Here is a 22,836-nt window from a genome sequence, read left to right as displayed (position 1 = left end):
GTTTTTGATCGCTGCTTCACGACTCCAGGCCATGACCATAAAAATGGCCTGGCGTGATATCAAAGCGTCGTCGAAACTGGCGGTGAAAGTAGGACAGATCCGAAAAACCCACTGAATATGCTACTTGCGCCACCGTGCTGGATGGTGTCTGGCGCAGCAGTTGTGCGGCTGCTTCCAGCCGCAGTTGCATCAATTGGGCGGTAAAAGTGGTCCCCTTGGCTTTGAACAGCGCCTGGGTGGTGCGCGGCGCCATGCCAAGGTGTTCGGACAAGGCCGCAATATTCAAGGTGGAATCGCTCAGTCGGTCAGACAGGTAGGCCAGCGCATCTTCGTACCGTGCCGTGCTTGGATCAAGCGGGGCCGAGCGTCTTTCGTTAATGCTCATGACCAGCAAGTCGCGCAGGCAACGCCAGGCCTGATTATGCTGATTTGCCCGCAAACTGTCGGCAGATAGCAAAAAGCCTTGTAGATAGTGCTCCAGCAAGTGCAGGCTGGCGCCAGGGGCCAATGGCTGGGCGACCACATCATTCAAAGGGCCGGTATAGGGCAGCAGCCCATCCAGTGGCAAGCGCAGCGTAGTCATGGTGACCTCGTCCACAAAATCCAGTGTGAAGGGGCTGTTGCCCACATTCAAGCTTAAGCTGCCCGCCGGCAACCACTGTTCGCGCCCGTTCTGAATCAGGCGGCAGTGGCCTTGCTGATGCACATTCAAGAACAACCAGGGCTGGTCCGTTTGCGGCCTGCCCGTGCTGACCCGATAAGGTTGCGCGGTCAGCCGGTTGATCGCCACTTCCCCCAGGCGTTGCGAGCGCAAGGTGCCACGAAAGTTCTGTCCGTAACACTGTGTTTGCACGTGCTGGAAAGACTGCGAAATGGCTTGGGTCCAGAGCTTGGCGCTTTGTCCGGGAGGCAAAGCCTGCGTGTCCCAGTGATAGTTCGTGCTCATGCGGTTTTTTCCGTCTTCTGCGTCATTGTCCAGATTGGGCTGCGCCCCAGTCCACGACACAGAGAGGCAATCGGCTCAAGAATAGTATCTAAGACAGTACTGCATGGTGAGCTATGGCGCACCTCGGTGGCTATCGGGTTTAACCATGAAGGGTGCCCAAAGCGCACCTGGAGACAATACAGGAAAGGAGCAGTCATGACAGAGCAGCTAAAGCAGATCTACCCCTACATCAACGGACAGGCCTGGCAATCAGAAGGTCAGTTGCATAAGGATCTGGTGAATCCTTACACGGGCAAAGCGCTGGCACGTGTTTTCCTTGCGACCAAGCAGGATATTGAAGAAGCGCTGGCCAGTGCAGAACGTGCACAGCGTGTCTGGGGCAAGATGCTGGCCCGTGAACGTGAAGCCATCTTGTGCCGTGCGGCCGACATTGTGGAACGCCGCCGCGACGACATCGTGCGTGTGCTGATTGAGGAGGGCGGTAACGTCTTTGGTAAGGCCATGTTCGAGTGCGATTACATCGTCAGTACCTTCCGTATTGCCGCAGGTCAGACTCGCGATATTCGGGGTGAAACCATGCCTTCGGACCTGCCTGGCCGTATTTCCATGAGCATTCGTCGCCCCTTGGGGGTGGTTGCCGGGATTGGTCCTTTTAATGCACCTCTGTTGCTCAATGGCAAGAAACTGGCTCCTGCACTGGCTGCGGGCAACAGTTTCATTCTGAAGCCTTCGCCGCACACGCCTATGGCTGCGCTGATGTTTGCAGAGATTCTGGAAGAAGCGGGCCTGCCCCCAGGTGTGTTGACTGTGCTGCTGACTACGGACGAAGCCTTGGGTGATACCTTGTTCTCCGATCCGCGCGTCAAGCTGGTGACCTTCACGGGTTCGGCTCGTGTGGGCCGTATCCTGGCAGATCTGGCTGGCCGTCATCAAAAGCGTATTGTGCTGGAGTTGGGCGGTAAAAGCCCGGTGGTGGTGCTGGACGACGCCACGCTGGACTACGCCGTGCGTTCCGCCGCTTTCGGCATTTATTTCAACCAGGGCCAGGTGTGCATGGCGAACTCGCGCATTATTGTGGAGCAGGGCATTTACGATGCGTTCTGCGAAGCCTTTGCCAAGCAGGTTGCCCGCATTCCTACTGGTGATCCCGCTTTGCCGAAAACGGCCGTTGGCCCGTTGATCAGTTCTGAACAGGCCGATTTTGTGCAGGCTCATATTCAGGATGCCGTCTCCAAGGGCGCAACTTTGCTGGCAGGTGGTGGCCGGGAAGGCAATGTGATTCAGCCTACCGCCTTGTGCGATGTCACTCCCGACATGAACCTGTACTACGAAGAGACCTTTGGCCCTGTGGCTGCCATCTACAAGGCTCGTGACTACGAGCATGCCCTGGAAATGGCCAATGACACTTCCTATGGCCTGTCTTCCGCAATTCTGACCAATGATCTGCAAAAGGCCATGGATTTTGCCGAACGCATCGAGGCAGGTTCGGTTCACATCAATGACAATTCCTTTGATGATGATCCGAACGCGCCTTTTGGTGGCTTCAGGGACAGTGGCTACGGTAAGGAAAATGGCCGCTACTCGATTGCGGACATGACGGAACTGAAGTGGGTCACTATCCAGCAAGGGGAGCGCCAACTGGCGTTCTAAGTCACCTCAGAGGCGTGGCCAGTTCTTGACCAGTTGCGCGATGCGGTTGATGCGATGGTCTACATATGGGCTGCGTCCATGATACAGAGCGCTGAACGGGGTGCCCGCGTTATAGATATGGATGGTTTGCATCCCTAGCTGGCGGGCACTTTTCAGATTGCGTAGCGTATCTTCGACCAACACGATGTCACGGGCCTGGGATTTCAGCACGGCCAGCGCCTGTTTCATCAGCGCCTGGGAGGGCTTGGGTCGATAGCGGCCTTGTAGCTGCATATGCTCAATAGCCCACAACCCATCAAAAACGGGCAGTAGATTCAAGGCTTTCAAGACACGCTGTGCGTACTCCAGCGGTGCGTTGGTCAGCAGCAGCTTATAGCCCGGTAGACGACGCAATTGATGGGCCAGACCGGGTTCAGCACTGATCAGAGACGGTACATCAAAGTCGTGAGCGTGTTTCAGGAAAGTGGCCGGATCTGCTCCATGATGACGTTGCAGACCAATCATGGTGGCGCCGTACCGCTTCCAGTATTCCAGACGCAAGCGGTCGGCCTCGTCCATATTCACACCCAGCGTTTGCGCCACGCCGATGCGCATGCGCCCATCAATCGCCTGGAAAATGCCTTTGGAGGCATTGTGCAGGGTGTTATCCAGATCAAACAGCCAGATGGTTTCATCTGGCTGGCAGGCTGACAAAGGTCGTGCCCAGGAATGGGCACGGATAGGAGCGCGCACGGATTAGTGCGAGCTGATCATGGTGCCAACACCACGGTCAGTCAGGATTTCCAGCAACAGGCAGTGGGGGACACGGCCGTCGATGACATGTACGGAGTTGACGCCATTGCGCGCCGCATCCAGGGCCGAAGAGATTTTGGGCAGCATGCCGCCGGAGATCGTGCCATCAGCAAACAGTTCATCAATGGTCTGGGCCGACAGACGGCGCAACAGTTGACCAGCCTTGTCCAACACACCGGGGGTGTTGGTCAGCATGACCAGTTTTTCAGCGCTAAGCACTTCAGCCATCTTGCCGGCCACCACGTCGGCATTGATGTTGTAGGCTTGGCCGTCCTCGCCGTAACCAATGGATGAGATCACAGGGATGAACTGATCGTCCTGCAATGCTTTGACTACTTCAGGCTGGATGCTTTCAATATCGCCCACAAAGCCAATGTCCAGCAGCTCGCCAGGATGCTCGGCATCAGGCAGCATTTTCTTGGTGACGCGAATCATACCGCCGTCTTTACCGGTCAGACCTACGGCCTTGCCACCGGCTTCATTGATCATCATCACGATGTCTTGCTGTACTTGCCCGCCTAGCACCCACTCCACCACTTCCATGGTTTCTGCATCGGTGACGCGCATGCCTTGAATGAAGGTACCTTCTTTGCCCACCCGCTTGAGAGCGTCATTGATCTGGGGACCGCCACCGTGCACCACAACGGGGTTCAGGCCAACCAGCTTGAGCAAGACGACGTCATGGGCAAAGCTGCGCTGCAACGCTTCTTCTGTCATGGCATTGCCACCGTATTTGATGACAACGGTCTTGCCGTGGAAACGACGAATATAAGGCAGGGCCTCGGACAAAACTTCTGCTTTGACGGTCGAGGAGTAATTCTGCGAATCTGTGGTGCTCATTGATGCGCTCACTTGAAGAAAACCCGGGTCCACTGCTGGTACCCGGGGTTATGTGGCTGGGGGCAGAAACAGGTTTTTAGCTGCTGGCCAGGGCTTTTTCGACGGTGGCAATGAATTCCTGCTTGTCGTAGTTACCCAGGTAGCGCTTGATGATGTGGCCCTGTTTGTCGAGTAAAAAGGCAGTAGGAGTCAAACGGACATCCCCAAAAGCCTTGGCGATTTCGCCCTTGTCGTCATGGACAACCGTGAACGGCAGTTGGCGGGATTGGGTGAAGTTGCGCACGTAATTAATGGGGTCGTGCCTCATGGCCACAGCCACAATATCAAAGCCTTTACTGGACAAGGCATTGAAGTTCTCGATGTTGTCGGGCATTTGCGCCACACAGGTGGTGCAGTCCGTGGCCCAGAATTTCACCAGGACGACTTTGCCCTGCAAGTCTTTGGTTTCAAAGTGCTTGCCATTCAGGTCGGTAAAGGCGACATCGGGAGCGCTGGCCTTGGAGCTGCTACCGGACATGGTCCAGACGCCCAGACCCACGGCGATGGCCACAACAAAGGCAATGATGACTACTTTTTTCATTGGACGGGCATAACTTCTACAGAAGAGGCGGGTGCAGGGGCCGTTTCAGAGGCCTCTGTGCCAGAGCTGGTGCTCGGCTGCGTATTGGTGCTCAAGGGCTGCGCCAGGCTTTCAGCGCTAATGTAATCGAAGAGCTTGGCGACTTTGTTCACGCCAGGCACGCTGGAGGCGGCAATCGCAGCACGCTCACCTTCTTCGCGTGTGACACGGCCCAGCAGGTAGACCACGCCGCGCTCGGTGGTGGTGGAAATCGTGCGACTGGGTACGTCTTTGGCGTTCAGTAAAGCCGTGCTGACGCGGGTGGTGATCCACGAGTCGTTCGAGCGTACGCTCAGCGGGGTTGGTTCGCCGACACGCAGTTCGTTGACCACGCGTGTCACTTTATCGACTTTGGACACCAGACGGGCGGCTTCTTCCTTGTCCGCCTGGGTGGGGACATCACCGGTCAGCAGGACCACTCCGGCGTAAGACGTTGTGTTGATGCGGCCTTCCTTGTTTTCCAGCAGGCGGCGTGTTTCTGCGCCCGCTTTCATGACAATAGCTTTGTCTTCGACTTGTTCGCCCGTGGTACGGCGGTCGGTAGCGACAACGGCGGTTGTGGCAGCGGCGCCGCCCACTACCAGCAGACCGCAACCGGTCAGGGTGGTGCTGGCCAGTAAGGCGGCCAGAATCAAACGGTGTTTCATAGTGGATCTCCGAGCAGCAGCGCATCAATGCCATCGCACATGGCGTGCAACAGAACAATATGTACTTCCTGAATGCGCATGGTTCGATCGTGCGGTACGCACAGATGGATGTCGGTATCCGAGAGCAACTCAGCGATTTGTCCGCCGCCTTTACCGGTCAAGGCAATAATGACCATATCGCGTTCGCGAGCTGCCTCAATGGCACGGATGACGTTTGGCGAATTGCCGCTGGTTGAGATGGCGACCAGAATATCGCCAGTCTGGCCCAAGGCGCTGACCTGGCGTTCAAAGATACTGTCAAAGCCATAGTCATTACCCACTGCCGTCATGATAGAGGTGTCGGTATTCAAGGCAATGCCAGCCAAGGGCAAACGGTCGCGCTCAAAGCGGCCCACCAGCTCTGCAATAAAGTGCTGGGCATCGGCTGCTGATCCGCCGTTTCCGCAAGCCAGAATCTTGCCGTCGTTGGCCAAGGTGGCAAACAACAGCTCTACAGCGGCGGCCAAAGGTTCGGCCAGTTCGCGTGTGCTGGCTTTGAGAGTATCGACGGAATCGTCGAAATGCGAAGTCATTAAGGCGATAAGGTCCATAGCGCGCATTATCGCACGGAGAATTTCCCTGTGGGGCAGGCAGATCGTGTCATGTTGAAAAAAACGCCACGGTATTGAAACCAGATGCTGTAAGCAGGCCGAATCAGGAGGCTGTAGTTGGTGTTTTTCTGTATGAGACTGTGTGCCTGCCGGAGAGTTTCACGAAGGCCAGGCCGCTGTCCCGTGACTTAGCTTTGCTCAAAGGCATTGTGAATCCAGGTCAGGGTGTCGTCTTCAATGGCAATGACGTCAAAACGGCAAGCGGGCAGCTTGCCCTGGAAATAGCGCTGGCATAGCGTTGGCAGCCATTGTTGTGCTGTCAGGATCAAGCGCCGTTGCTTGTCCCGGTTTACACTGGCAAGCGCCCCTCCGTAGCCCTTGTGATTGCGTTGGCGCACTTCCAGAAAGACAAGATGATTCTGGTGCCACAGAACCAGGTCAATTTCCCCAAAGCGAGTACCCAGTTGACGAGCCAGAACGCGGGCGCCGTGGGCGGTGACATGATCGCAGGCTCGTTGTTCGGCCTGATCGCCGCTTTCCTGGCTGGACGAACGCAGTGGTTTTTCCTTTCTGGCGGCAGGACGACTACGCCGCCTGCGCCGCAATTGCCGGTTTTGAGCCTGGCGAGCGTATTCAAAGGGATTCATAGGAACACATGAAGATGAACAAGCAGGATCGAGCATGAGCGATACCGAAAACCGAACAGGGAATGCCGGCGTCTGGCAAAGCATGATGGACAAGGTGCAAGGCCAGGTCTGGCCGCAGTCTTGCCTGTACGTAGTGGCCACGCCCATTGGCAATATGGGAGACCTTAGCCTGCGCGGCTGGCAGGCGCTGGAACTGTGCGACATTATTGCGGCAGAGGATACGCGGGCTACGCGTCCTTTTTTGCAGGCCTGGGGCATACAAACACCCTTGATGGCTGCACATCGTCATAACGAGGCGCAGGCGGCTCAAGCCATTATCGAGCGTCTGGAGCAAGGGCAACGAGTGGCTTTGGTGTCGGATGCAGGCGCGCCCGCTGTCAGCGATCCTGGCGCCCGCGTAGTGCGCTCGGTGCGTGAGGCAGGTTTTCAGGTAGTACCGCTGCCCGGAGCATCGGCTGTTATTACCGCCTTGATGGGCAGTGGCGCGACCAGCGATGAGAACCCCGCTTTTGCCTTCGCCGGTTTCATGCCGCCTAAAACGGTGGCGCGTCGCAAGTGGCTACAGCATTGGTCCAGCCTGGGTATGCCGGTATTGATGTTTGAGTCCCCTCACCGTTTGCGAGCCAGTTTGCGTGATATGCAAGAGGTGTGTGGGCCGGAGCGTGAGCTGACGTTTGCACGTGAACTGAGCAAGCGCTTCGAGCAGATTCATACCGTGCCTTTGGGGCAGGCCTTGGCCTGGCTAGATGAAGACAGCCATCGAGAGCAGGGCGAGTTTGTTCTTATTTTGCATGATGCGGTGCGAGAAGTGGACGAGGATGCGCCTGCGCTGGATGCCACTACAGAGCGTTGGATGAAGGCGTTGCTGGAACAGGTCTCGCTGCGTGACGCTGCCCGGATCGCCAGCCAGGCGACCGGAATTGCTCGTGATGTTCTGTATGCCTGGGGTTTGGCCAATTCGCCCAAGGACTAGGATGATTGGGTTTCAGGCCTTCATGCTGCTCCGATAGATCACGATGAACAACGGACAGCTTGAACTGGCTATCGTATTTCGCCATGAAAAACACCCCAAAGCGTGGATCAATGTCCAACTTTGGGGCTGCCGTTCATGAAGGGGATGTTGTGGTGAGCTGGGTGTGGCTTAGCGGACGGCGACCGAGGGGCTCAAGCCGGTTTTTTGTTGGATGCGGTAAGCGGCATTGATAGCCTCGGTCCGGTTTTGATACGGACCAATTTGCACGCGGTACAAATCGTTGTGCATCTGAACTTGGGCGTCTCGGTACTCCACTTGCGAAATCTGGCGGTTCAGTTGCTGCGCCAATGCGGCGGCGTTTTCGCGTGCGGAGAACGCACCGAATTGCAGATAGACCCGGTTCTGACCAGACGGGGCCAGGGGTTTGCTGGCAGTTGTGGGTGAAGATTGCACGATCAGTTGCTGATCGTTCGCATCGCTGCTCCAGCTGGGTGTATCGTCCAGCTCAACAGTCAATTCTTCCGGGGGCAGAGCAGCCAGGGCGTCAGGGGTGGGTTCCAGTGTTTCGGTGATGGTCAGACTGGATTTGGGTGCTGCGGGAGCCGGCGCCGTGCGGGCAGCGGGGGCTTCAACGACATTGACCTGTTCACGACTAAAACTGCCACTACGAATTTCTTCCTGAGTGATGGATTCCACCATCACGGTGCCACTGCCGGGCGCAATTAGATCCAGCTTGGCGGCGGCAACATAGGATAAGTCGATGATGCGGGAGCTGTGGAAGGGCCCGCGGTCGTTAATGCGCACAATCACCGATTTGCCGGTTTTAGGGCGGGTGACACGGGCGTAGCTGGGAATAGGCAAGGTGGGATGTGCCGCTGTCATGGCGTACATATCGTAGGTTTCGCCATTGGCGGTTTTCTTGCCGTGGAACTTGCGCCCGTACCAAGAAGCTGTGCCGGTCTGGGTAAAGGCTTTGTGTGATTTGTGTGGAACAAAGCTTTTGCCGAGCACGGTGTAGGGACGGGTATTGCTGCGGGCGATAGGTTCTATTCGGGGAACGGCGTCGGGGGTGGCCTGCAGATTGACGGGTATTCGATCGTGGGGGCCGTCATCTTTGTAATACCCCCCTCCGCGCGGTGCTGAAACCGTAGCCCCTGGTTTGGTTTTGGCGCGCTTTGGGCTGGAGGTGCATCCAGCCAATAGGGCCAAGATGCCCAAGGCTGCACCTAATTTCAGTAAGGTCGGATGGCTCATGGCACGGGATTGATGGGAGGTTGATTGCGATGGCGTACCAGCAAAGGGGCGTAATCAGCAAAGCGCAGTGCCAGTTGTTCAGTAACGTACACGGAGCGATGTTGCCCGCCCGTGCAGCCTATGGCGACCGTCAGGTAATTGCGGGTGTCTTGCATATACAAAGGCAACCAGCGGCGTACAAAGCCCGCAATATCATCCACCATGGTTTCTACAGAGCCGAACTGGGCCAGCCATTTTGCAACTGGCTCATCGCGGCCCGTCATGGGGCGCAGTTCCGGGTCGTAGTGGGGGTTTGGCAGGCAGCGCACGTCGAAAACCAGGTCTGCATCGCCCGGTACGCCACGCTTGTAGGCAAAGGATTCGAAAGTCAACACGACACTGGCGCGATCAGCCTGTACCAGATCGCGTATCCAGGCACGCAACTGACCCGGGGTCAGGTCGGAGGTGTCGATAATGTGGCCCAGTTCACGCAAAGGGGCGGTCATTTCACGTTCGGCTTCAATGCACTCCTGCAAGGAAGGCGAGCGGCCATCCTGACGTAAACGGTCTGTCAGTGGGTGGCGGCGGCGCGACTCTGAGTACCGCTGCATCAGGGTGTGATCGTTGGCGTTCAAAAACAGCACGCGCAGGGCGTAGCCCTCTTCGTTCAGTTTGCTGATAACGCCGGGAAGGATGTCCAGATCACCAGCGCCGCGCACGTCAATGGCAACGGCAAGTCGCTCGAGCCCTTGCTCAGCAGAGCGTTCGACAAATTCGGCCAGAAATCGGGGTGGCAAGTTGTCGATGCACAGATAGCCGGTATCTTCCAGCAGGCGCAAGGCAACTGATTTTCCCGAACCGGATATGCCGGTAATCAATACAACTTTCAGCATCGTGGCAAAGGACTCCGAGTCGTTGTCCGAGGAGCAACGGTTAGGTGAAACAGGACAAAGCCGTCAGGGCCGTTTAATGCTAACAGACCCTTAGGTGCCTAGTCTTCGCGACTATTCATGATAGCCAATGCCTGGCGTTCGATGAAGTCACCCATGGTATCAATGCCGCGGAAGGCGAGGATGGTGTTGCGCACGGCGGCCTCTACCAGCACGGCCAGATTTCGGCCGGCGGCCACTTGAAGCATGACGCGTTTGATATCGACCCCTAGTACTTCCTGGGTCTGGTCTTGAGTAGGCAGACGCTCGAAGCTGTCGGGGTTGGAACGAACCAGGTGCACAATTAGTTTAAGCTTCATTCTACGACGAACGGAGGTTTCGCCGAAAATGGTGCGAATGTCCAGCAAACCCAAGCCACGTACCTCTAGCAGGTTTTGCAGCAGGGGTGGGCATTGTCCGTCGATCATGTTGGGTGCGGTGCGTGAGAGCTCAACCGCATCGTCTGCGACCAGCCCGTGGCCGCGGGAGATCAGCTCTAGCGCTAATTCGCTTTTGCCCAGACCGGACTCGCCAGTGATCAGTACCCCCAGACCCAGGACATCCATGAACACGCCGTGCATGGTGATTTTGGGGGCCAGACGTTTGCCTAGATAGATGCGTAGCAGATCAATCAGCTGCGCCGCATCGATAGGGGTGTAGAGTAGCGGGATCCCTTGATCTTCACAAAACTGGATCAAGTCATCGGGTGCAACGGCATCGTTGGCAATGAACAGGGCGGGAACCCCACCTTGCCTGAGATCATCCAGATGATGCAGGCGACGCTTGATATCAAAGCGGTGGTAGAAAGAGAGTTCTTCAGGGCCGAAAACCTGAATGCGGCCAGGGTGGATCAAGTTCAAGTGACCGACCAGGTCTGCCGCAGAGGCGCCAAGATCGGGGATAGGGCGTTGAGCAGCGTGTTTTCCGGCTGCCCAGCTTACCTCGAGCTTGTCGTTATTGTCATTGACCAGTTCTTGAACTGTCAGCATCGGGATGTTCCGCGTTGAGATCAGGGGTCTGGGTCAGGATCTGATGAATTTGAACAGGGTCCGTTTCCTGAGCAAGCGCCTGGCGGATGTCCTGATCGGCCATCAAACGGGCGATCTCGGCCAGCAGGTCCAAGTGGATTTGAGTCGCCGTTTCGGGAACCAGCAAAAAGAATAGCAGGCTGGCGGTACGGCCGTCGCTGGCGTCAAAGCGTACCGGCTCGGCCAAGCGCATGAAAACGGCACAAGGCTCTTTCAGGTCCTTGATGCGACCATGCGGGACGGCGACATCGTGGCCAAGCGCTGTGGAGCCCAGACGCTCACGCGCGATCAGGCTATGGAAAACGGCTGTCCGAGCAATGCCGTGATGGTTCTCGAAAATCAATCCGGCTTGTTCAAAAGCGCGCTTCTTGCTGGTAACAGCAAGATCCAGAACCACGTTGGACAAAGGCAAAATACGCGACAAGAGATTCATGACGGCCATTATAGGGGGGAATGTTTTTTAGCTAAACTTTTTTTGGATGGCTAACAACAGGCGGACACTGTGCCAAGAAACACAAAACCCCGAACTTTTGAAAGTACGGGGTTTGTTGGCAGGTTATCCCTGCTGTAACAGTTCGGCCAGATCAGGCTGCCGGAACTTCGAGCCGCTTGGCGGGCTCATGCGCATGGCTGTTTGCCTTTTCCTTGTATTTCAGAATCTGGCGGTCAATTTTATCGGCCAGCAGATCGATAGCAGCATACAAGTTTTCGTCTGAAGAGGCGCAGTGTATATCTTTGCCGGGAACGCGGACGGTTACTTCGGCATTGTGCTTCAGACGTTCAATGGAAAGCATAACCTGCGAGTCAACTACGTTATCGAAATGTTTTTCAATTCGACCAATTTTGCTTTTGACGTAGTCGCGAATGGCAGGAGTTATGTCAAGATTACGGCCAGTGATATTAAGGCTCATATAGGCTCTCCGTAGTAGTCAAACAACGTGTTCAAGAAGGGGAAGGTTGATCGTCTTTAGCCTCCTTACTACTGATCCTGGATATTCCAGTATACCTATATGTGGGTCAGATAACATGACCTGAATCAATCTGCGATGTGCTGGATAACCCTTGTTTTGATTGGCCCCGTTACAGGGCCAAAAATCGGCTTACATTCGGAAGTTCGATCCCAGATAAACCTTGCGCACGGCTTCGTTGTCGATGATCTCGGATGGGTGCCCGCTTGTCAGTACCGTGCCTTCGCTGATGATGTAGGCGCGGTCGCAGATGCCCAAGGTTTCGCGCACGTTATGGTCGGTAATCAGCACGCCGATATTGCGACCTTTTAGAAACTGCACAATGCGCTGAATTTCGATCACGGCGATCGGGTCCACCCCAGCAAAGGGTTCGTCCAGCAGAATAAAACGGGGGTTGCTGGCTAGTGCGCGGGCAATTTCTACTCGGCGGCGCTCGCCACCAGACAGGGATAGGGCGGTATTTTGTCGGATGTGTGCAATTTGCAGTTCGCTAATCAGGGTTTCCAGGCGCTCGTTGATATCGTTCTTGCTGATGCGGCGACCGTTATCGTCCAGTTGCAGCTCCAGCACGGCGCGGATGTTTTCTTCCACCGTCAGGCGGCGAAATACGGAGGCATCCTGAGGCAGATAGGACAGGCCCAGACGTGCCCGCTTGTGCATGGGCATGGCGGTAATGGGCGTGCCATCAATTTCAATGCGACCTGCATCGGCGGGCACAATGCCCACAATCATATAGAAGCTGGTGGTTTTGCCAGCCCCGTTCGGGCCTAGCAGGCCGACGACTTCACCACTTTCCACGTTCAGAGAAACATCCTGCACGACCGTACGTTTGCCGTAGGTCTTGCGCAGGCCCTGTGCAATCAGGCTGCCTTTGGTTGAGTGGCTGGCGCGGGTAGGGGTAGACGGGTTGTTAGGAGCAACCATAATTCAGAGGTGTCCGGACTATTTGCGGGGGGAAGACTTGCGTTGGCATTCGGCCAGAGCAGCGTCGGCATTGGCGCGTGGGCGGGCCACGGAGCGAACCCGGCCATCCCGGGTGGCGGAGTCCGAGCCACCAAAGGCTTGGTACGTGCCATCTTTTTGGCGATAGATAATGCGTTGACCCTGGACGGAGTCTTGCAACTTGCCGCAAACATAACGGTTGACGACAGCCTTGCCAATCAGTTCGACCTCTTCGGTTTTACCGTTGTAAATAGCTCGGACACCTTCGGCGACCATCAATTCAAATTTGGCCGGGTCTTCCTGTCGAATGGTGACGCGGGCGCGCTCGCTGACCGTGGCCGTGCCATGCTGGAATCCTTCCGCATCTTGCTCGATGGCCAATTGGTCTGCCATTAAGGTCATGGCGCCACGGGTCAGGATGATATTGCCTTTGTAGATCGTCTGCTTGGCAATATCGTCGTAAGTCAGGGTGTCGGACAGCACGGAGGTGTCTGGTTCGGCAGCAGCAGAGGCCGCTGCTTGTGCCAGAGCCGGGGCCGTGGGCAGCAAAGCCAGGGTTACAGTGCTCAGGCACAGGGCCAAAGCACCACGCAAAAGGCTAAAAGAGAGCATGGGCTTGTGGCTCAGGCGGGCGCTGTCAGGCGTGGTCATGGAGGGGAATCCTTAGAGCTATTGGAAGAACGCGCTTTTTGTGTTTGTTGGCCCGAGATTTTAACGTCGGATTCCGACATGACGTTCAATTGACGAACGCGATTATCGTAACGCATCCCGGTACCGCGCATGGTGGACTGGCCGTTGACGACCAATGCAGGTTCGTTGGTGTAGACCACATCCTCTTCAGGCAGGATGATCAGTACTTCGCTGCGCACATCCATGGCCTCGTCCTCGGGTGTGGCCAGACGGTGGATGTGGGCATTGCCTTTCATCGTGATCACATCACCACCTGCATTCATATGTGCGGTGTCGGAGGTGGCAATGGTCAGCGGCGAGTTCGCTCGGTTACTGACTGCACGCGGGGAGGTAATGTCGTGCGAGTCGTCATCCGGGTAATGGTAAGCAATCTTTCCGTCCAGCCTGCTGATGGCCATCCCGGTTTGGTCAGAGCTGATCATGGTGAAGTTGCGGGCCCAGGAGTCGGGCTCGTGGGTCACACGGCGCGGCGGATCAATGGCAACCGAGCGTTGGGTGTAGTCGACCGCCCACAATGTTGCCAGCACCAGCATGGCCAGCAACAGCAGGGAAATGACGGTAGGCAGACGGTCACGCATGATTACTGAATGACTCCTGTCGTCTTTAAGGGGCCACCTGTAATAAAGGCGGCAAGGCGGCCCTGGGAGGCCAGGATGGCATCACAACATTCACGCACGGCACCGTGGCCGGCAGGCTGCGTGGCCACCCAGCTGGCAATTTGGCTAATGTAGAAAGGGGCTTCGGGCACACTGGCGGAAAATCCCACGCGTTGCATGGCCGGCAAATCGATCAAATCGTCGCCCATATAACCCATTTCGCTTAACGATAAGCCGTTTTCCTGGGCCAGTTGGGTCAGGATAGCAATCTTGTCACGTACGCCCTGATGGACAAAAGGAATGCCCAGCTCGGCAGCGCGACGTGACACGATACCGCTTTCGCGTCCGGTAATCAGGGCTACATGAATGCCACTTTCCCCCAGCATGCGCAAACCGTGGCCGTCCAGAGCGTGAAAGCTCTTGAATTCCTCGCCGTTAGCGCTGTACCACAGGCGTCCGTCGGTCAGCACACCGTCCACGTCAAATACCATCATGCGCAGCTGACGTAATTGGCTGCGTATGTTCTCGGGCAACTTGGCCAGGATTTGAGCTTCAGCGGGGTGGAGCGGGATGGTGGGCGTATTCATCATGATCAGATTACCTTTGCAGCCAACAGGTCGTGCATGTGCAGAGCTCCCAATAGTAGCCCGTTTGTGTCCAATACCAGCATTTGGCTGATACGCAAGGCATCCATTTGCTCGGCCGCTTCAATGGCCAGGGCGTCGGCAGCAATGCTGCGCGGTTCGCGTGACATGCCTTCGGACACGGGCAGCTTGCGTATGTCGCCCGCGCGTGCAATCAGGCGGCGCAAGTCGCCATCAGTGAACATCCCCACGGGATGGCCTTGCGAGTCAGTGACAATGGTCATGCCCATGCCTTTGCTGGACATTTCTATCAGGGCATCGGGAACCAGGGTCTCGGGGGAAACAATGGGCAATTGTTCGCCGCTGCGCATGATGTCGCGCACAAACGTCAGTAATTGACGACCCAGCGCGCCACCGGGGTGGGAGCGAGCGAAGTCTTCACGGCTAAAGCCACGTGCTTCCAGACAGGCAACGGCCAGTGCATCGCCTAATACTAAAGCGGCCGTGGTGCTGGCCGTAGGGGCCAGGTTGAGTGGGCAGGCTTCGTGCTCCACATGTGCGTCCAGATGCAGGTCAGCATTTTGCGCCAGTTCGGATTGGGCGTTGCCGGTAATGGCAATCAGCTTGGCTCCCATGCGACGCAGCACAGTCAGCACCGTGACCAGCTCCTGGGCTTGGCCGGAGTAGGAGATGGCAATCACTACATCCTGCTTGGTAATCATGCCCAAATCACCGTGCAGGGCTTCGGCAGCGTGCATGAAAAAAGCGGGGGTGCCGGTTGAGGCCAGCGTAGCGGCGATCTTGCGTGCCACATGGCCGGACTTGCCGATGCCCGTCACCACCACGCGACCCTGGCAGTGCACCAGCAGCTTGGTGGCTTCTACAAAACTTTGGTCCAGACGTCCGCCCAGCGCTTGTAACGCGTCAACCTCAATGGCGAAGGTGCGTTGTGCTGAAGACAGGATATGTGCAGGATCTAAAAGTGCCGATGTATTCATGGCGAAATTGTAAACGTGAAGTGTGTGCTTGGCATGCAGATTTGCAGGAGGCAAATTGTAAGGCCAGATGCCCTTTGACCAGTGGCAGACAGATTAGTTTAGGGTTAAGATACGTCTTGTATTGTAATTTCAGTAATTACTGAAAATTCAGGAAGCCATGAATTTAGGACCACAGGCAGAGCGTTTTATTCTGCACTTCGGGGAGATGGGCGGGCGCTGGGGGGTCAACCGGACGGTAGGCCAGATCTATGCCTTGCTGTTCATTGCCCCTGAAGCCCTTCACGCCGACGAGATCGCTGAAACGCTCGGCATCTCCCGTTCCAATGTCAGCATGAGCTTGCGCGAATTGCAGTCCTGGCGACTGGTCAATATGACGCACAAGATCGGCGAGCGCCGTGAATACTTTGAATCTCCCAATGATGTTTGGGATATTTTTCGTACTCTGGTGGAAGAAAAGCGCAAGCGCGAGATTGATCCCACATTGACCTTATTGCGAAGTATCCTTATGGAAGCTCCCGTCAATGACGAAGAAGCATATGGGCAGCAACGCATTAATGAAATGCTGGAATTGATCGAGTTGGCTTGTGGTTGGTTTGACGAGGTTCATCACTTACCGCCCGAGACCCTGCAAAATCTGATGCGTTTAGGTAGCAAAGTTCAGAAAGTGCTGGGTTTCGCCGGAAAGATTCGCAAAGCTGATCAAACTGGGGATCGTCATGATTGATCTGGATGTTGTTACCTTATCGCGGTTGCAGTTTGCTTCCACCGCGATGTTTCACTTTTTATTTGTTCCCTTGACGCTGGGCCTATCTTTTTTGCTGGCCATTATGGAAAGCGTCTATGTCATGACGGGCAAAGCCATCTGGCGCCGCATGACCAAATTCTGGGGCGTGCTCTTTGGCATTAACTTTGCCCTGGGTGTGGCCACCGGGATTGTGATGGAATTTCAGTTCGGCATGAACTGGGCTTATTACAGTCACTATGTAGGCGATATTTTTGGAGCGCCACTTGCCATTGAAGGATTGATGGCTTTTTTCTTGGAAGCAACCTTTGTCGGCCTGTTCTTTTTCGGCTGGGATCGTCTCTCCAAACTTGGACACTTGATCGTTACCTGGCTCGTTGCTATCGGCACCAATCTGTCGGCCTTGTGGATTCTGGTCGCCAATGGCTGGATGCAGAACCCGGTCGGCGCCATCTTCAACCCCCACACGATGCGTATGGAAATGACCGACTTTGCCGAGGTCATTCTCAATCCTGTCGCACAAGCCAAAGTTGTTCATACCGTCAGTGCCGGTTATGTGCTCGGTGCCATGTTCGTCATGGGCATCAGTGCCTGGTACCTGCTGCGTGGTCGCCATATAGATCTGGCCAAGCGCTCGATGACGGTAGCGGCCAGTTTTGGCTTGGCGGCGTCCCTGTCCGTGGTGGTACTGGGTGATGAAAGCGGTTATCTCACCACTGAACACCAGCAAATGAAGATTGCGGCCATGGAGTCCATGTGGGAAACCGAGGAAGCGCCGGCCAGTTTCAATCTCCTGGCCTGGCCTGATCAGGAAGCCCGTGAGAACCGCTTTGCCGTGGAAATTCCGTGGGTGATGGGTTTGATCGGGACGCGCTCAGTCAGCACTCCTATGCTGGGTATCAATGAGCTGGTCGAGCATGCCAAGATCCGTATTGCCAATGGCTTGCGCGCTTATGAGGCTCTGCAGTTAGTTCGTGCTGATGCGGGCAATATCGAGGCTCGCCGCGTCTTTGACAATAACTGGAAAGACCTGGGCTACGCCTTGTTGCTCAAGCGCTATACGGACGACATCACCAAAGCCGATACCGACACCATTGCCCAGGCTGCCTGGGATACGGTGCCACAGGTTGCGCCCCTGTTCTGGAGCTTCCGTGTGATGGTGGCGCTGGGGCTGTACTTCATCCTGTTCTTTGGCGTGGCTTTTGTGCTGGCATCGCGTGACCGTCTGCAACGTCACCCGCGCCTGCTTAAAGCAGCGGTCTGGAGCATTCCCCTGCCTTGGATTGCGATCGAGTGTGGCTGGTTTGTGGCCGAGTTCGGACGTCAGCCCTGGGCGATTGAAGGTGTCTTGCCGACTTACTACGCAGCTTCTGGCCTGTCCTTTGTAGACCTGATGATCAGTATGACGATCTTCCTGTTGCTCTACGGCACCTTGGCGGTGATTGGTATCAAGGTCATGCTGCATTCAATTCGCAAAGGTCCGGACGAGGCTGGCGAGGCCGCCACACCTTCCGCTTTGTCTTATGGTTCGCGCAACGCTCCGTTGCTGCGCGGTTAAGGAGGGGGAACCATCATGGATAATTTGATTCTTCTCGATTACGACACCTTGCGCATCATCTGGTGGTTGCTGCTGGGCGTTTTGCTGGCTGCCTTTGCCATCATGGACGGGGCTGACCTTGGGGTGGCGATGGTGCTGCCACTGGTTGCTCGCAGCGATGATGAGCGGCGCACGCTGTATAACGTGATTGGCCCGGTCTGGGAAGGTAACCAGGTCTGGTTGATCGTGGCCGGTGGTGTGGCCTTTGCGGCCTGGCCCTTGCTGTATGCCATGGCTTTCTCGGGCTTTTACTTGGCCATGATGCTGCTTTTGGTGGCTTTGATTGTGCGCCCGGTTGCCATCAAGTACCGCAGCAAGCTTAGCTCGTCACGCTGGCGGCGTAACTGGGACGCGGTCTGGACCGCTTCCGGTCTGGTTTGTGCTCTGGTGTTTGGTGTGGCGATTGGTAATGTCATGCTGGGCGTGCCGTTCGGCTTTGATGAGACAACGTTGCGCCCGATGTACGAAGGCAATTTCTTCGGTCTGTTCCAGCCTTTCGCCATCCTGTGCGGATTGCTCAGCGTCTTGATGTTGGCATTTCAAGGGGCGGTTGTGGTGGCTTGGAAGGGTAGTGATCATGTGGCTCGCCGTGCGCGTGCCTGGGCCAAGCCTTTGGGCTTGCTGTCTATCGTGGCTTTTGCGGTCGGTGGCTGGTGGATTAGCGCCATGAATGGCTACAGCATGCCTTGGCCCGAAGTGGCCCATGCCATGTCCAACCCCATTGGCAAGACGGTTGAAATGGTGGAAGGCGCCTGGCTGGCCAACTACCGGACCTGGCCTGCCTTGTGGGCGGCGCCCATTGTCGGCTTTGCAGGCTTGTTGCTGGGCGCCTTGTTGGCAGGTCGTGGCCGGGGCTTGCTGGCCTTGTTGTTCTCGTCCCTGGCACTGGCTGGCATTATTCTGACTTTTGGTTTTGCCGTCTTCCCATTCTTGCTGCCTTCGTCCTTGACACCCGGTTCCAGCCTGACCTTGTTTGATGCTTCGGCCAGTCATCTGACCTTGTGGATCATGCTGCTGGTGACACTGGTGTTCCTGCCCATCATTGTGCTGTATACCTCCTGGGTGTATAGCGTAATGCGTGGCAAGGTGTCGGTTGCCAGCATGAAAGACTCTTCTCATTCTTACTAAGGAGGCCAGCACATATGTGGTACTTCTCTTGGGTTCTAGGTTTGGGTCTGGCCTGTGCATTCTCCATCCTGAATGCAATGTGGTTCGAGCTGCGCGAGAACACTGCCTTGCAGACGGCGGCAGCGTCCAAGGCTAAAGCAGATATCGAGGCCTGATTGACCCCGCAAAGTCCAACGGCGCAACAATGGCTGGGGCAATTCTCCAGCCGCGCCCGCACGGCTTTGCGGGCTTCCATGCTGGCCCCTGTGCTGGCCGGCGCATTACTGATTCCTCAGGCCTGGTTGCTGGCAAAGATTGTGCAGGCAATTGTGGTCGATGGTCTGCCCTGGACAGGGCAGCTCTCCTCTATAGTGATGGTGGCCGCACTCTTGCTGCTGCGGGCTGCCATTTCCGCTTTGGGCGAGCGTCGTGCGCAAAAGGTTTCAGAACAGCTGAAACAAGGGCTACGCTCCGAGCTGTTTGCGCGACTGTTCCGCAGTACGATGCCGCGTCTGCGGGCCAGCAATAGCGGCGAACTTTCTACCAGTTTGATCACGCAAATCGAAGCCCTGGATGGCTTTGTGACGCGCTACATCCCTTGCATGGCGGCAGCAGCCCTGGTGCCTTTGGCGCTGGTGCTGGCGGTCTTGCCGGTCGATGGCATTGTCTCCTTGATTCTTTTGTTGAGCACGCCTCTGATTCCTTTGTTCATGGCCCTGGTGGGTTGGGGCGCGGAGGCCGCCAGCCGGGAGCAACAACAAACAACTTTGCGCCTGTCTGGTTTTTTTGCAGATCGTCTGCGCGGAATTTTTACCTTAAGCCTGATGGGGCGCGGACAGGACGAGTTGCAGCGTGTGGAGCTGGCCAGTCAGGAGTTACGCACACGCACCATGAAAGTGCTACGCATCGCGTTCTTGTCATCGGCTGTGCTGGAGTTCTTTGCGGCATTGGGTGTGGCTGGGATCGCTGTTTACATTGGTTTGGGTTATCTGGGCTATCTGGGTGAATCCTTTGCTGGTGTCAGCTTGCAGCAGGGTTTGTTCTGTTTGCTCCTGGCTCCAGAGGCTTACCAGCCCTTGCGCCAATTAGCCGCCAATTATCACGACCGGGCAGCAGCACGTGCCGCTGCGGTAGAGGTCGACAGACTGTGGGCGAATCTGGGTCAAGACTTGATTCCAGCAGCTCCCACTAGTGCAGACATTGAAGCTGTTTTTCCGAACCTGCCGGTCTTGGTGTTGCGGCATCTGCATTTGCCACAGCTTGGCGGGCAGGGGACCTTGCTGGAAGTGCCCAGTTTGCAACTCTATATCAATCAGTCTTATGCGGTGCTGGGGGCCAGTGGTTCGGGCAAGACCAGTTTGCTGGAAAGCCTGATTGGTTTGCGCCCTTTGGTACAGGGCGAAATTCTGCTGCGTAACAGTGATACGGCCGGGCGCCTGCTGACGCGCCATGATGGGGTTGTGCTGATTTCCCAGCAGGCTTTTTTAGCCATGGGTACGATTGCTGACGGCCTGCGTTTGGCAGCCCCACAAGCCAGTGATGAGCAATTGTGGCAAGCCTTGGAACAAGCCTGTGCGGCCGAGTTTGTACGTGCTTTGCCTGATGGTTTGCAGACGGCGCTGGGTGAAGGCGGGTTTGGTCTTTCCGGTGGCCAGATTCAGCGCTTGGCACTGGCCCGCCTGTTTTTGACGGACCCGCATGTGGTTTTGCTGGACGAACCCAGCTCCCGTCTGGATGCGGCGACGCGGGATCGCGTTATGCGCAATATTCTGCGTTTTTGTCAGGGACGCTGTTTGGTCGTAGCCACGCATGACCAGGAGCTGGCGGCAATGTGCTCGAACCAGCTACACATAGCCCAAGGAGTTCTGACGGCATGAAAGCGTGGTTTCGTCTTTTAGGCTCCAGCCTGCGCGCACGACGTGGTGCCGTATTGTTTACAGTTCTGTTGGCGATCAGCACAGTAGCGGCGGGTGTGGGCCTTCTGGGAGTAGCGGGCTGGTTCCTGAGCAGCGCCTTCCTGGCAGCTATGGGTATCGTATTCAACCTGTTTGGTCCTTCGGCCATGATTCGTGGCCTGTCTTTCTGGCGTATCGCCTCACGCTATTTGGAGCGAGTGGTTGGACATGCCCTGACCCTGGATCTGCAGGTACGTATTCGTAGCCTGGTTTTTGGACGATTGAGCCGGTTCAGTCAGTCGCGCCTGGCCCAGTTCCGGGATGGGGAACTGGCTTCAAGCTTGACTTCCGACGTTGCTGTGCTGGATCTGGTCCTTCTGCTGATTTTGGTGCCGCTGACTACTGCTGTCGTGGCAGCTCTGGTATTTAGCGCGGTGCTGCAAACCTGGCTGTCCTGGTGGGCGTGGTTGATTTTGGCCTGCTTGCTAATTGCTGCTTGTCTGATTCCGTATATCTGTGCCCGAGGTGCCAGCCGTGCAGCCCAGCAGGTGCATCAACTGGAGAACCGCCAGCGTGTTCTGGTGCATCAGGCCATCCGCGCCTATGCCGATATTCAGGTGTTTGCTGCTGCGGATGCCGTGCAGGAACAAGTGGACAAGCTTGGCCAGGAGCTGGGGCAAGCCCGTTTGCGCAGCAATGGCTGGGGCATTGTCGGGCAGTTTTCCCAGCAGGTCTTGATGGGTGTTGCCCTGATGATCTGCCTGCTGGTAGGAGCACAGCAAGTCAATTTGGAAGCGATGAGCGGCCCCTTATGGGTAGGCCTGGTTTTGGCTCTGTTAGGTTTGTTTGAGATCATGGCCCCCATGATGCGCGGCGCATCTCGCCTGGGAGAGGTGCAGGCGGCCAGCAATCGTTTGCTGACGATTCTGGACGAGCCTGAAGAGACCGATCAGGAGCAAGGGCAGACGATTGCGCTGGATAAGCCAGCCTCTCTGGAAATCACGGACCTGAGCTTTGCCTATGGCTCACAGCCGGTGCTGGATCATTTGTCGCTGCAGGTTAAGCCCGGTGAGCATATTGCCATTTTTGGGCCTAGCGGTTCGGGCAAGTCCACTTTGCTGGGTGTGCTGATGCGCTTGTTGCCTGTCTCGGGCCAGCAGTATCTGGTAGAGGGTAAAGCGGCCCAGAACTGGAGTCGCGCCAGCTGGTTTGATCATTGCGCTTTGCTGGCGCAGGACTCGCCGCTGTTTCTTGGCTCGGTACGCGATAACCTTTTGCTGGCTGAGCCGACCGCTTCAGAGCAACAAATCTGGCAGGTTCTTCACGATGCCCAGCTGGACAGTGTGGTTCGCGATTTGCCGCAAGGGCTGGATACCTGGTTGGGTGAAGGGGGACAGCAATTGTCCTTGGGACAACAGCGTCGCCTGTGTCTGGCACGGGTGCTTTTGTCACCCGCCCATATCTGGTTTCTGGACGAGCCTACGGCCAGTCTGGATGGCCCCACCAGTCAGGCTTTGATGCAGGATATTCTGGCCGCGGCGCGTGGAAAAACCGTGATTATGGCTACGCATGACACCCGTTTGCTGCCTTTGGTCGATAGCGTTTATCAGTTTGAAGCGGGTCGTCTGCAGCGACAATCCGGCACGCCAATAAATACTTTAGAGCCAAACTAAAAGGCCGCTTCGGGTCAAGTCTGCAGGGATTTTTTCCCAATCACGTCGTATTAGTACAACTGACGGGCACAAGCCGGGCAAGCCCTTGTTGCTGCTGCCCAATTGTGTACACTTGCAACGTATCCAAGAGCGCCCTTCGCGTCCGGATTT

The 22,836-nt window shown here is 56.4% G+C and carries 25 protein-coding genes; 8 read left to right on the top strand and 17 right to left on the bottom strand.

Annotated features, from left to right (window positions below; genetic code table 11):
- Positions 1-16: 16 nt before the first annotated feature.
- Positions 17-946, bottom strand: coding sequence for an AraC family transcriptional regulator (locus OKX01_RS16490; RefSeq protein ID WP_108728485.1), 930 nt, complete (start codon positions 944-946; stop codon positions 17-19).
- A 195-nt stretch (positions 947-1,141) separates the two neighbouring features.
- Between OKX01_RS16490 and OKX01_RS16485 the strand changes: the two genes are divergently transcribed.
- The gene (locus OKX01_RS16485) at positions 1,142-2,596 is read left to right on the top strand and encodes an aldehyde dehydrogenase family protein (protein ID WP_108728486.1); all 1,455 of its coding nucleotides are present in this window, start codon (positions 1,142-1,144) and stop codon (positions 2,594-2,596) included.
- 6 nt (positions 2,597-2,602) lie between these two features.
- On the opposite strand, the gene OKX01_RS16480 is transcribed toward OKX01_RS16485, so the two are convergent.
- The 6 genes from OKX01_RS16480 to OKX01_RS16455 form a co-directional block, all read right to left on the bottom strand.
- Positions 2,603-3,328, bottom strand: coding sequence for a pyrimidine 5'-nucleotidase (locus OKX01_RS16480; RefSeq protein ID WP_108728487.1), 726 nt, complete (start codon positions 3,326-3,328; stop codon positions 2,603-2,605).
- Between the two features lie 3 nt (positions 3,329-3,331).
- On the bottom strand, positions 3,332-4,228 hold the full coding sequence (gene argB / locus OKX01_RS16475; protein WP_009458643.1) for an acetylglutamate kinase: 897 nt from the start codon (positions 4,226-4,228) through the stop codon (positions 3,332-3,334).
- A 76-nt stretch (positions 4,229-4,304) separates the two neighbouring features.
- Positions 4,305-4,808 carry a peroxiredoxin family protein gene (locus tag OKX01_RS16470; protein WP_264672081.1) on the bottom strand — a complete coding sequence of 168 codons (504 nt, stop codon included), beginning with the start codon at positions 4,806-4,808 and terminating at the stop codon, positions 4,305-4,307.
- The gene (locus OKX01_RS16465; RefSeq protein ID WP_264672080.1) at positions 4,805-5,494 is read right to left on the bottom strand and encodes a BON domain-containing protein; all 690 of its coding nucleotides are present in this window, start codon (positions 5,492-5,494) and stop codon (positions 4,805-4,807) included. Before OKX01_RS16465 ends, OKX01_RS16470 begins: the two co-directional genes overlap by 4 nt.
- A complete protein-coding gene (locus OKX01_RS16460) occupies positions 5,491-6,084 on the bottom strand; it encodes a phosphoheptose isomerase (protein ID WP_162496917.1) in 594 nt (197 codons plus the stop codon). Before OKX01_RS16460 ends, OKX01_RS16465 begins: the two co-directional genes overlap by 4 nt.
- 188 nt (positions 6,085-6,272) lie before the next feature.
- Entirely contained in the window at positions 6,273-6,731 is a 459-nt protein-coding gene (locus tag OKX01_RS16455) for a YraN family protein (RefSeq protein WP_094197865.1), read from the bottom strand.
- Between the two features lie 34 nt (positions 6,732-6,765).
- On the opposite strand from OKX01_RS16455, the gene rsmI reads away from it, so the two are divergent.
- The gene (gene rsmI, locus OKX01_RS16450) at positions 6,766-7,704 is read left to right on the top strand and encodes a 16S rRNA (cytidine(1402)-2'-O)-methyltransferase (protein ID WP_094197864.1); all 939 of its coding nucleotides are present in this window, start codon (positions 6,766-6,768) and stop codon (positions 7,702-7,704) included.
- A gap of 168 nt (positions 7,705-7,872) precedes the next feature.
- On the opposite strand, the gene OKX01_RS16445 is transcribed toward rsmI, so the two are convergent.
- The 10 genes from OKX01_RS16445 to OKX01_RS16400 form a co-directional block, all read right to left on the bottom strand.
- Positions 7,873-8,958, bottom strand: coding sequence for a septal ring lytic transglycosylase RlpA family protein (locus OKX01_RS16445; RefSeq protein ID WP_108728488.1), 1,086 nt, complete (start codon positions 8,956-8,958; stop codon positions 7,873-7,875).
- Positions 8,955-9,830, bottom strand: a complete 876-nt coding sequence (gene rapZ, locus OKX01_RS16440; RefSeq protein WP_094197862.1) for an RNase adapter RapZ — start codon at positions 9,828-9,830, stop codon at positions 8,955-8,957. Before rapZ ends, OKX01_RS16445 begins: the two co-directional genes overlap by 4 nt.
- A 98-nt stretch (positions 9,831-9,928) precedes the next feature.
- The gene (gene hprK, locus OKX01_RS16435) at positions 9,929-10,855 is read right to left on the bottom strand and encodes an HPr(Ser) kinase/phosphatase (RefSeq protein WP_094197861.1); all 927 of its coding nucleotides are present in this window, start codon (positions 10,853-10,855) and stop codon (positions 9,929-9,931) included.
- Complete coding sequence (locus OKX01_RS16430) at positions 10,827-11,327, bottom strand: PTS sugar transporter subunit IIA (RefSeq protein WP_162496918.1); 501 nt, start codon at positions 11,325-11,327, stop codon at positions 10,827-10,829. Before OKX01_RS16430 ends, hprK begins: the two co-directional genes overlap by 29 nt.
- A 151-nt stretch (positions 11,328-11,478) precedes the next feature.
- Positions 11,479-11,805, bottom strand: coding sequence for a ribosome hibernation-promoting factor, HPF/YfiA family (gene hpf, locus OKX01_RS16425; RefSeq protein WP_009458652.1), 327 nt, complete (start codon positions 11,803-11,805; stop codon positions 11,479-11,481).
- 189 nt (positions 11,806-11,994) lie between these two features.
- Positions 11,995-12,786 carry an LPS export ABC transporter ATP-binding protein gene (lptB, locus tag OKX01_RS16420; RefSeq protein WP_125277971.1) on the bottom strand — a complete coding sequence of 264 codons (792 nt, stop codon included), beginning with the start codon at positions 12,784-12,786 and terminating at the stop codon, positions 11,995-11,997.
- An 18-nt stretch (positions 12,787-12,804) separates the two neighbouring features.
- Positions 12,805-13,455, bottom strand: a complete 651-nt coding sequence (lptA, locus tag OKX01_RS16415; RefSeq protein ID WP_094197858.1) for a lipopolysaccharide transport periplasmic protein LptA — start codon at positions 13,453-13,455, stop codon at positions 12,805-12,807.
- Positions 13,452-14,072, bottom strand: a complete 621-nt coding sequence (gene lptC, locus OKX01_RS16410) for an LPS export ABC transporter periplasmic protein LptC (RefSeq protein WP_094197857.1) — start codon at positions 14,070-14,072, stop codon at positions 13,452-13,454. The genes lptA and lptC overlap by 4 nt, the downstream gene beginning before the upstream one ends.
- 2 nt (positions 14,073-14,074) lie before the next feature.
- Positions 14,075-14,680, bottom strand: a complete 606-nt coding sequence (locus OKX01_RS16405; RefSeq protein ID WP_094197856.1) for a KdsC family phosphatase — start codon at positions 14,678-14,680, stop codon at positions 14,075-14,077.
- Positions 14,681-14,682: 2 nt separating this feature from the next.
- Positions 14,683-15,672, bottom strand: a complete 990-nt coding sequence (locus OKX01_RS16400) for a KpsF/GutQ family sugar-phosphate isomerase (protein ID WP_108728489.1) — start codon at positions 15,670-15,672, stop codon at positions 14,683-14,685.
- A gap of 157 nt (positions 15,673-15,829) precedes the next feature.
- Between OKX01_RS16400 and OKX01_RS16395 the strand changes: the two genes are divergently transcribed.
- Genes OKX01_RS16395 through cydC form a run of 6 tightly spaced genes read left to right on the top strand, consistent with a single transcriptional unit; the run spans position 15,830 to position 22,686 of the window.
- Complete coding sequence (locus OKX01_RS16395) at positions 15,830-16,396, top strand: GbsR/MarR family transcriptional regulator (RefSeq protein WP_108728490.1); 567 nt, start codon at positions 15,830-15,832, stop codon at positions 16,394-16,396.
- Positions 16,389-17,972 (top strand): cytochrome ubiquinol oxidase subunit I, encoded by a 1,584-nt coding sequence (locus OKX01_RS16390; RefSeq protein WP_094197853.1) that lies wholly within the window; start codon positions 16,389-16,391, stop codon positions 17,970-17,972. The genes OKX01_RS16395 and OKX01_RS16390 overlap by 8 nt, the downstream gene beginning before the upstream one ends.
- Before the next feature lie 15 nt (positions 17,973-17,987).
- Positions 17,988-19,139, top strand: coding sequence for a cytochrome d ubiquinol oxidase subunit II (gene cydB, locus OKX01_RS16385; RefSeq protein ID WP_094197852.1), 1,152 nt, complete (start codon positions 17,988-17,990; stop codon positions 19,137-19,139).
- 14 nt (positions 19,140-19,153) lie between these two features.
- Positions 19,154-19,294, top strand: a complete 141-nt coding sequence (gene cydX / locus OKX01_RS16380) for a cytochrome bd-I oxidase subunit CydX (protein WP_094197851.1) — start codon at positions 19,154-19,156, stop codon at positions 19,292-19,294.
- Positions 19,295-20,995: a thiol reductant ABC exporter subunit CydD gene (gene cydD, locus OKX01_RS16375; protein ID WP_264672079.1), complete on the top strand. Its 1,701-nt coding sequence runs from the start codon at positions 19,295-19,297 to the stop codon at positions 20,993-20,995.
- Positions 20,992-22,686, top strand: coding sequence for a thiol reductant ABC exporter subunit CydC (cydC, locus tag OKX01_RS16370; protein ID WP_264672078.1), 1,695 nt, complete (start codon positions 20,992-20,994; stop codon positions 22,684-22,686). Before cydD ends, cydC begins: the two co-directional genes overlap by 4 nt.
- Positions 22,687-22,836: the final 150 nt, after the last annotated feature.

Origin of the sequence: Alcaligenes sp. SMD-FA (assembly GCF_025960365.1) — a bacterium.
Taxonomy (GTDB): domain Bacteria; phylum Pseudomonadota; class Gammaproteobacteria; order Burkholderiales; family Burkholderiaceae_B; genus Alcaligenes; species Alcaligenes aquatilis.
This window is presented reverse-complemented; position numbering and strand designations above follow the sequence as displayed.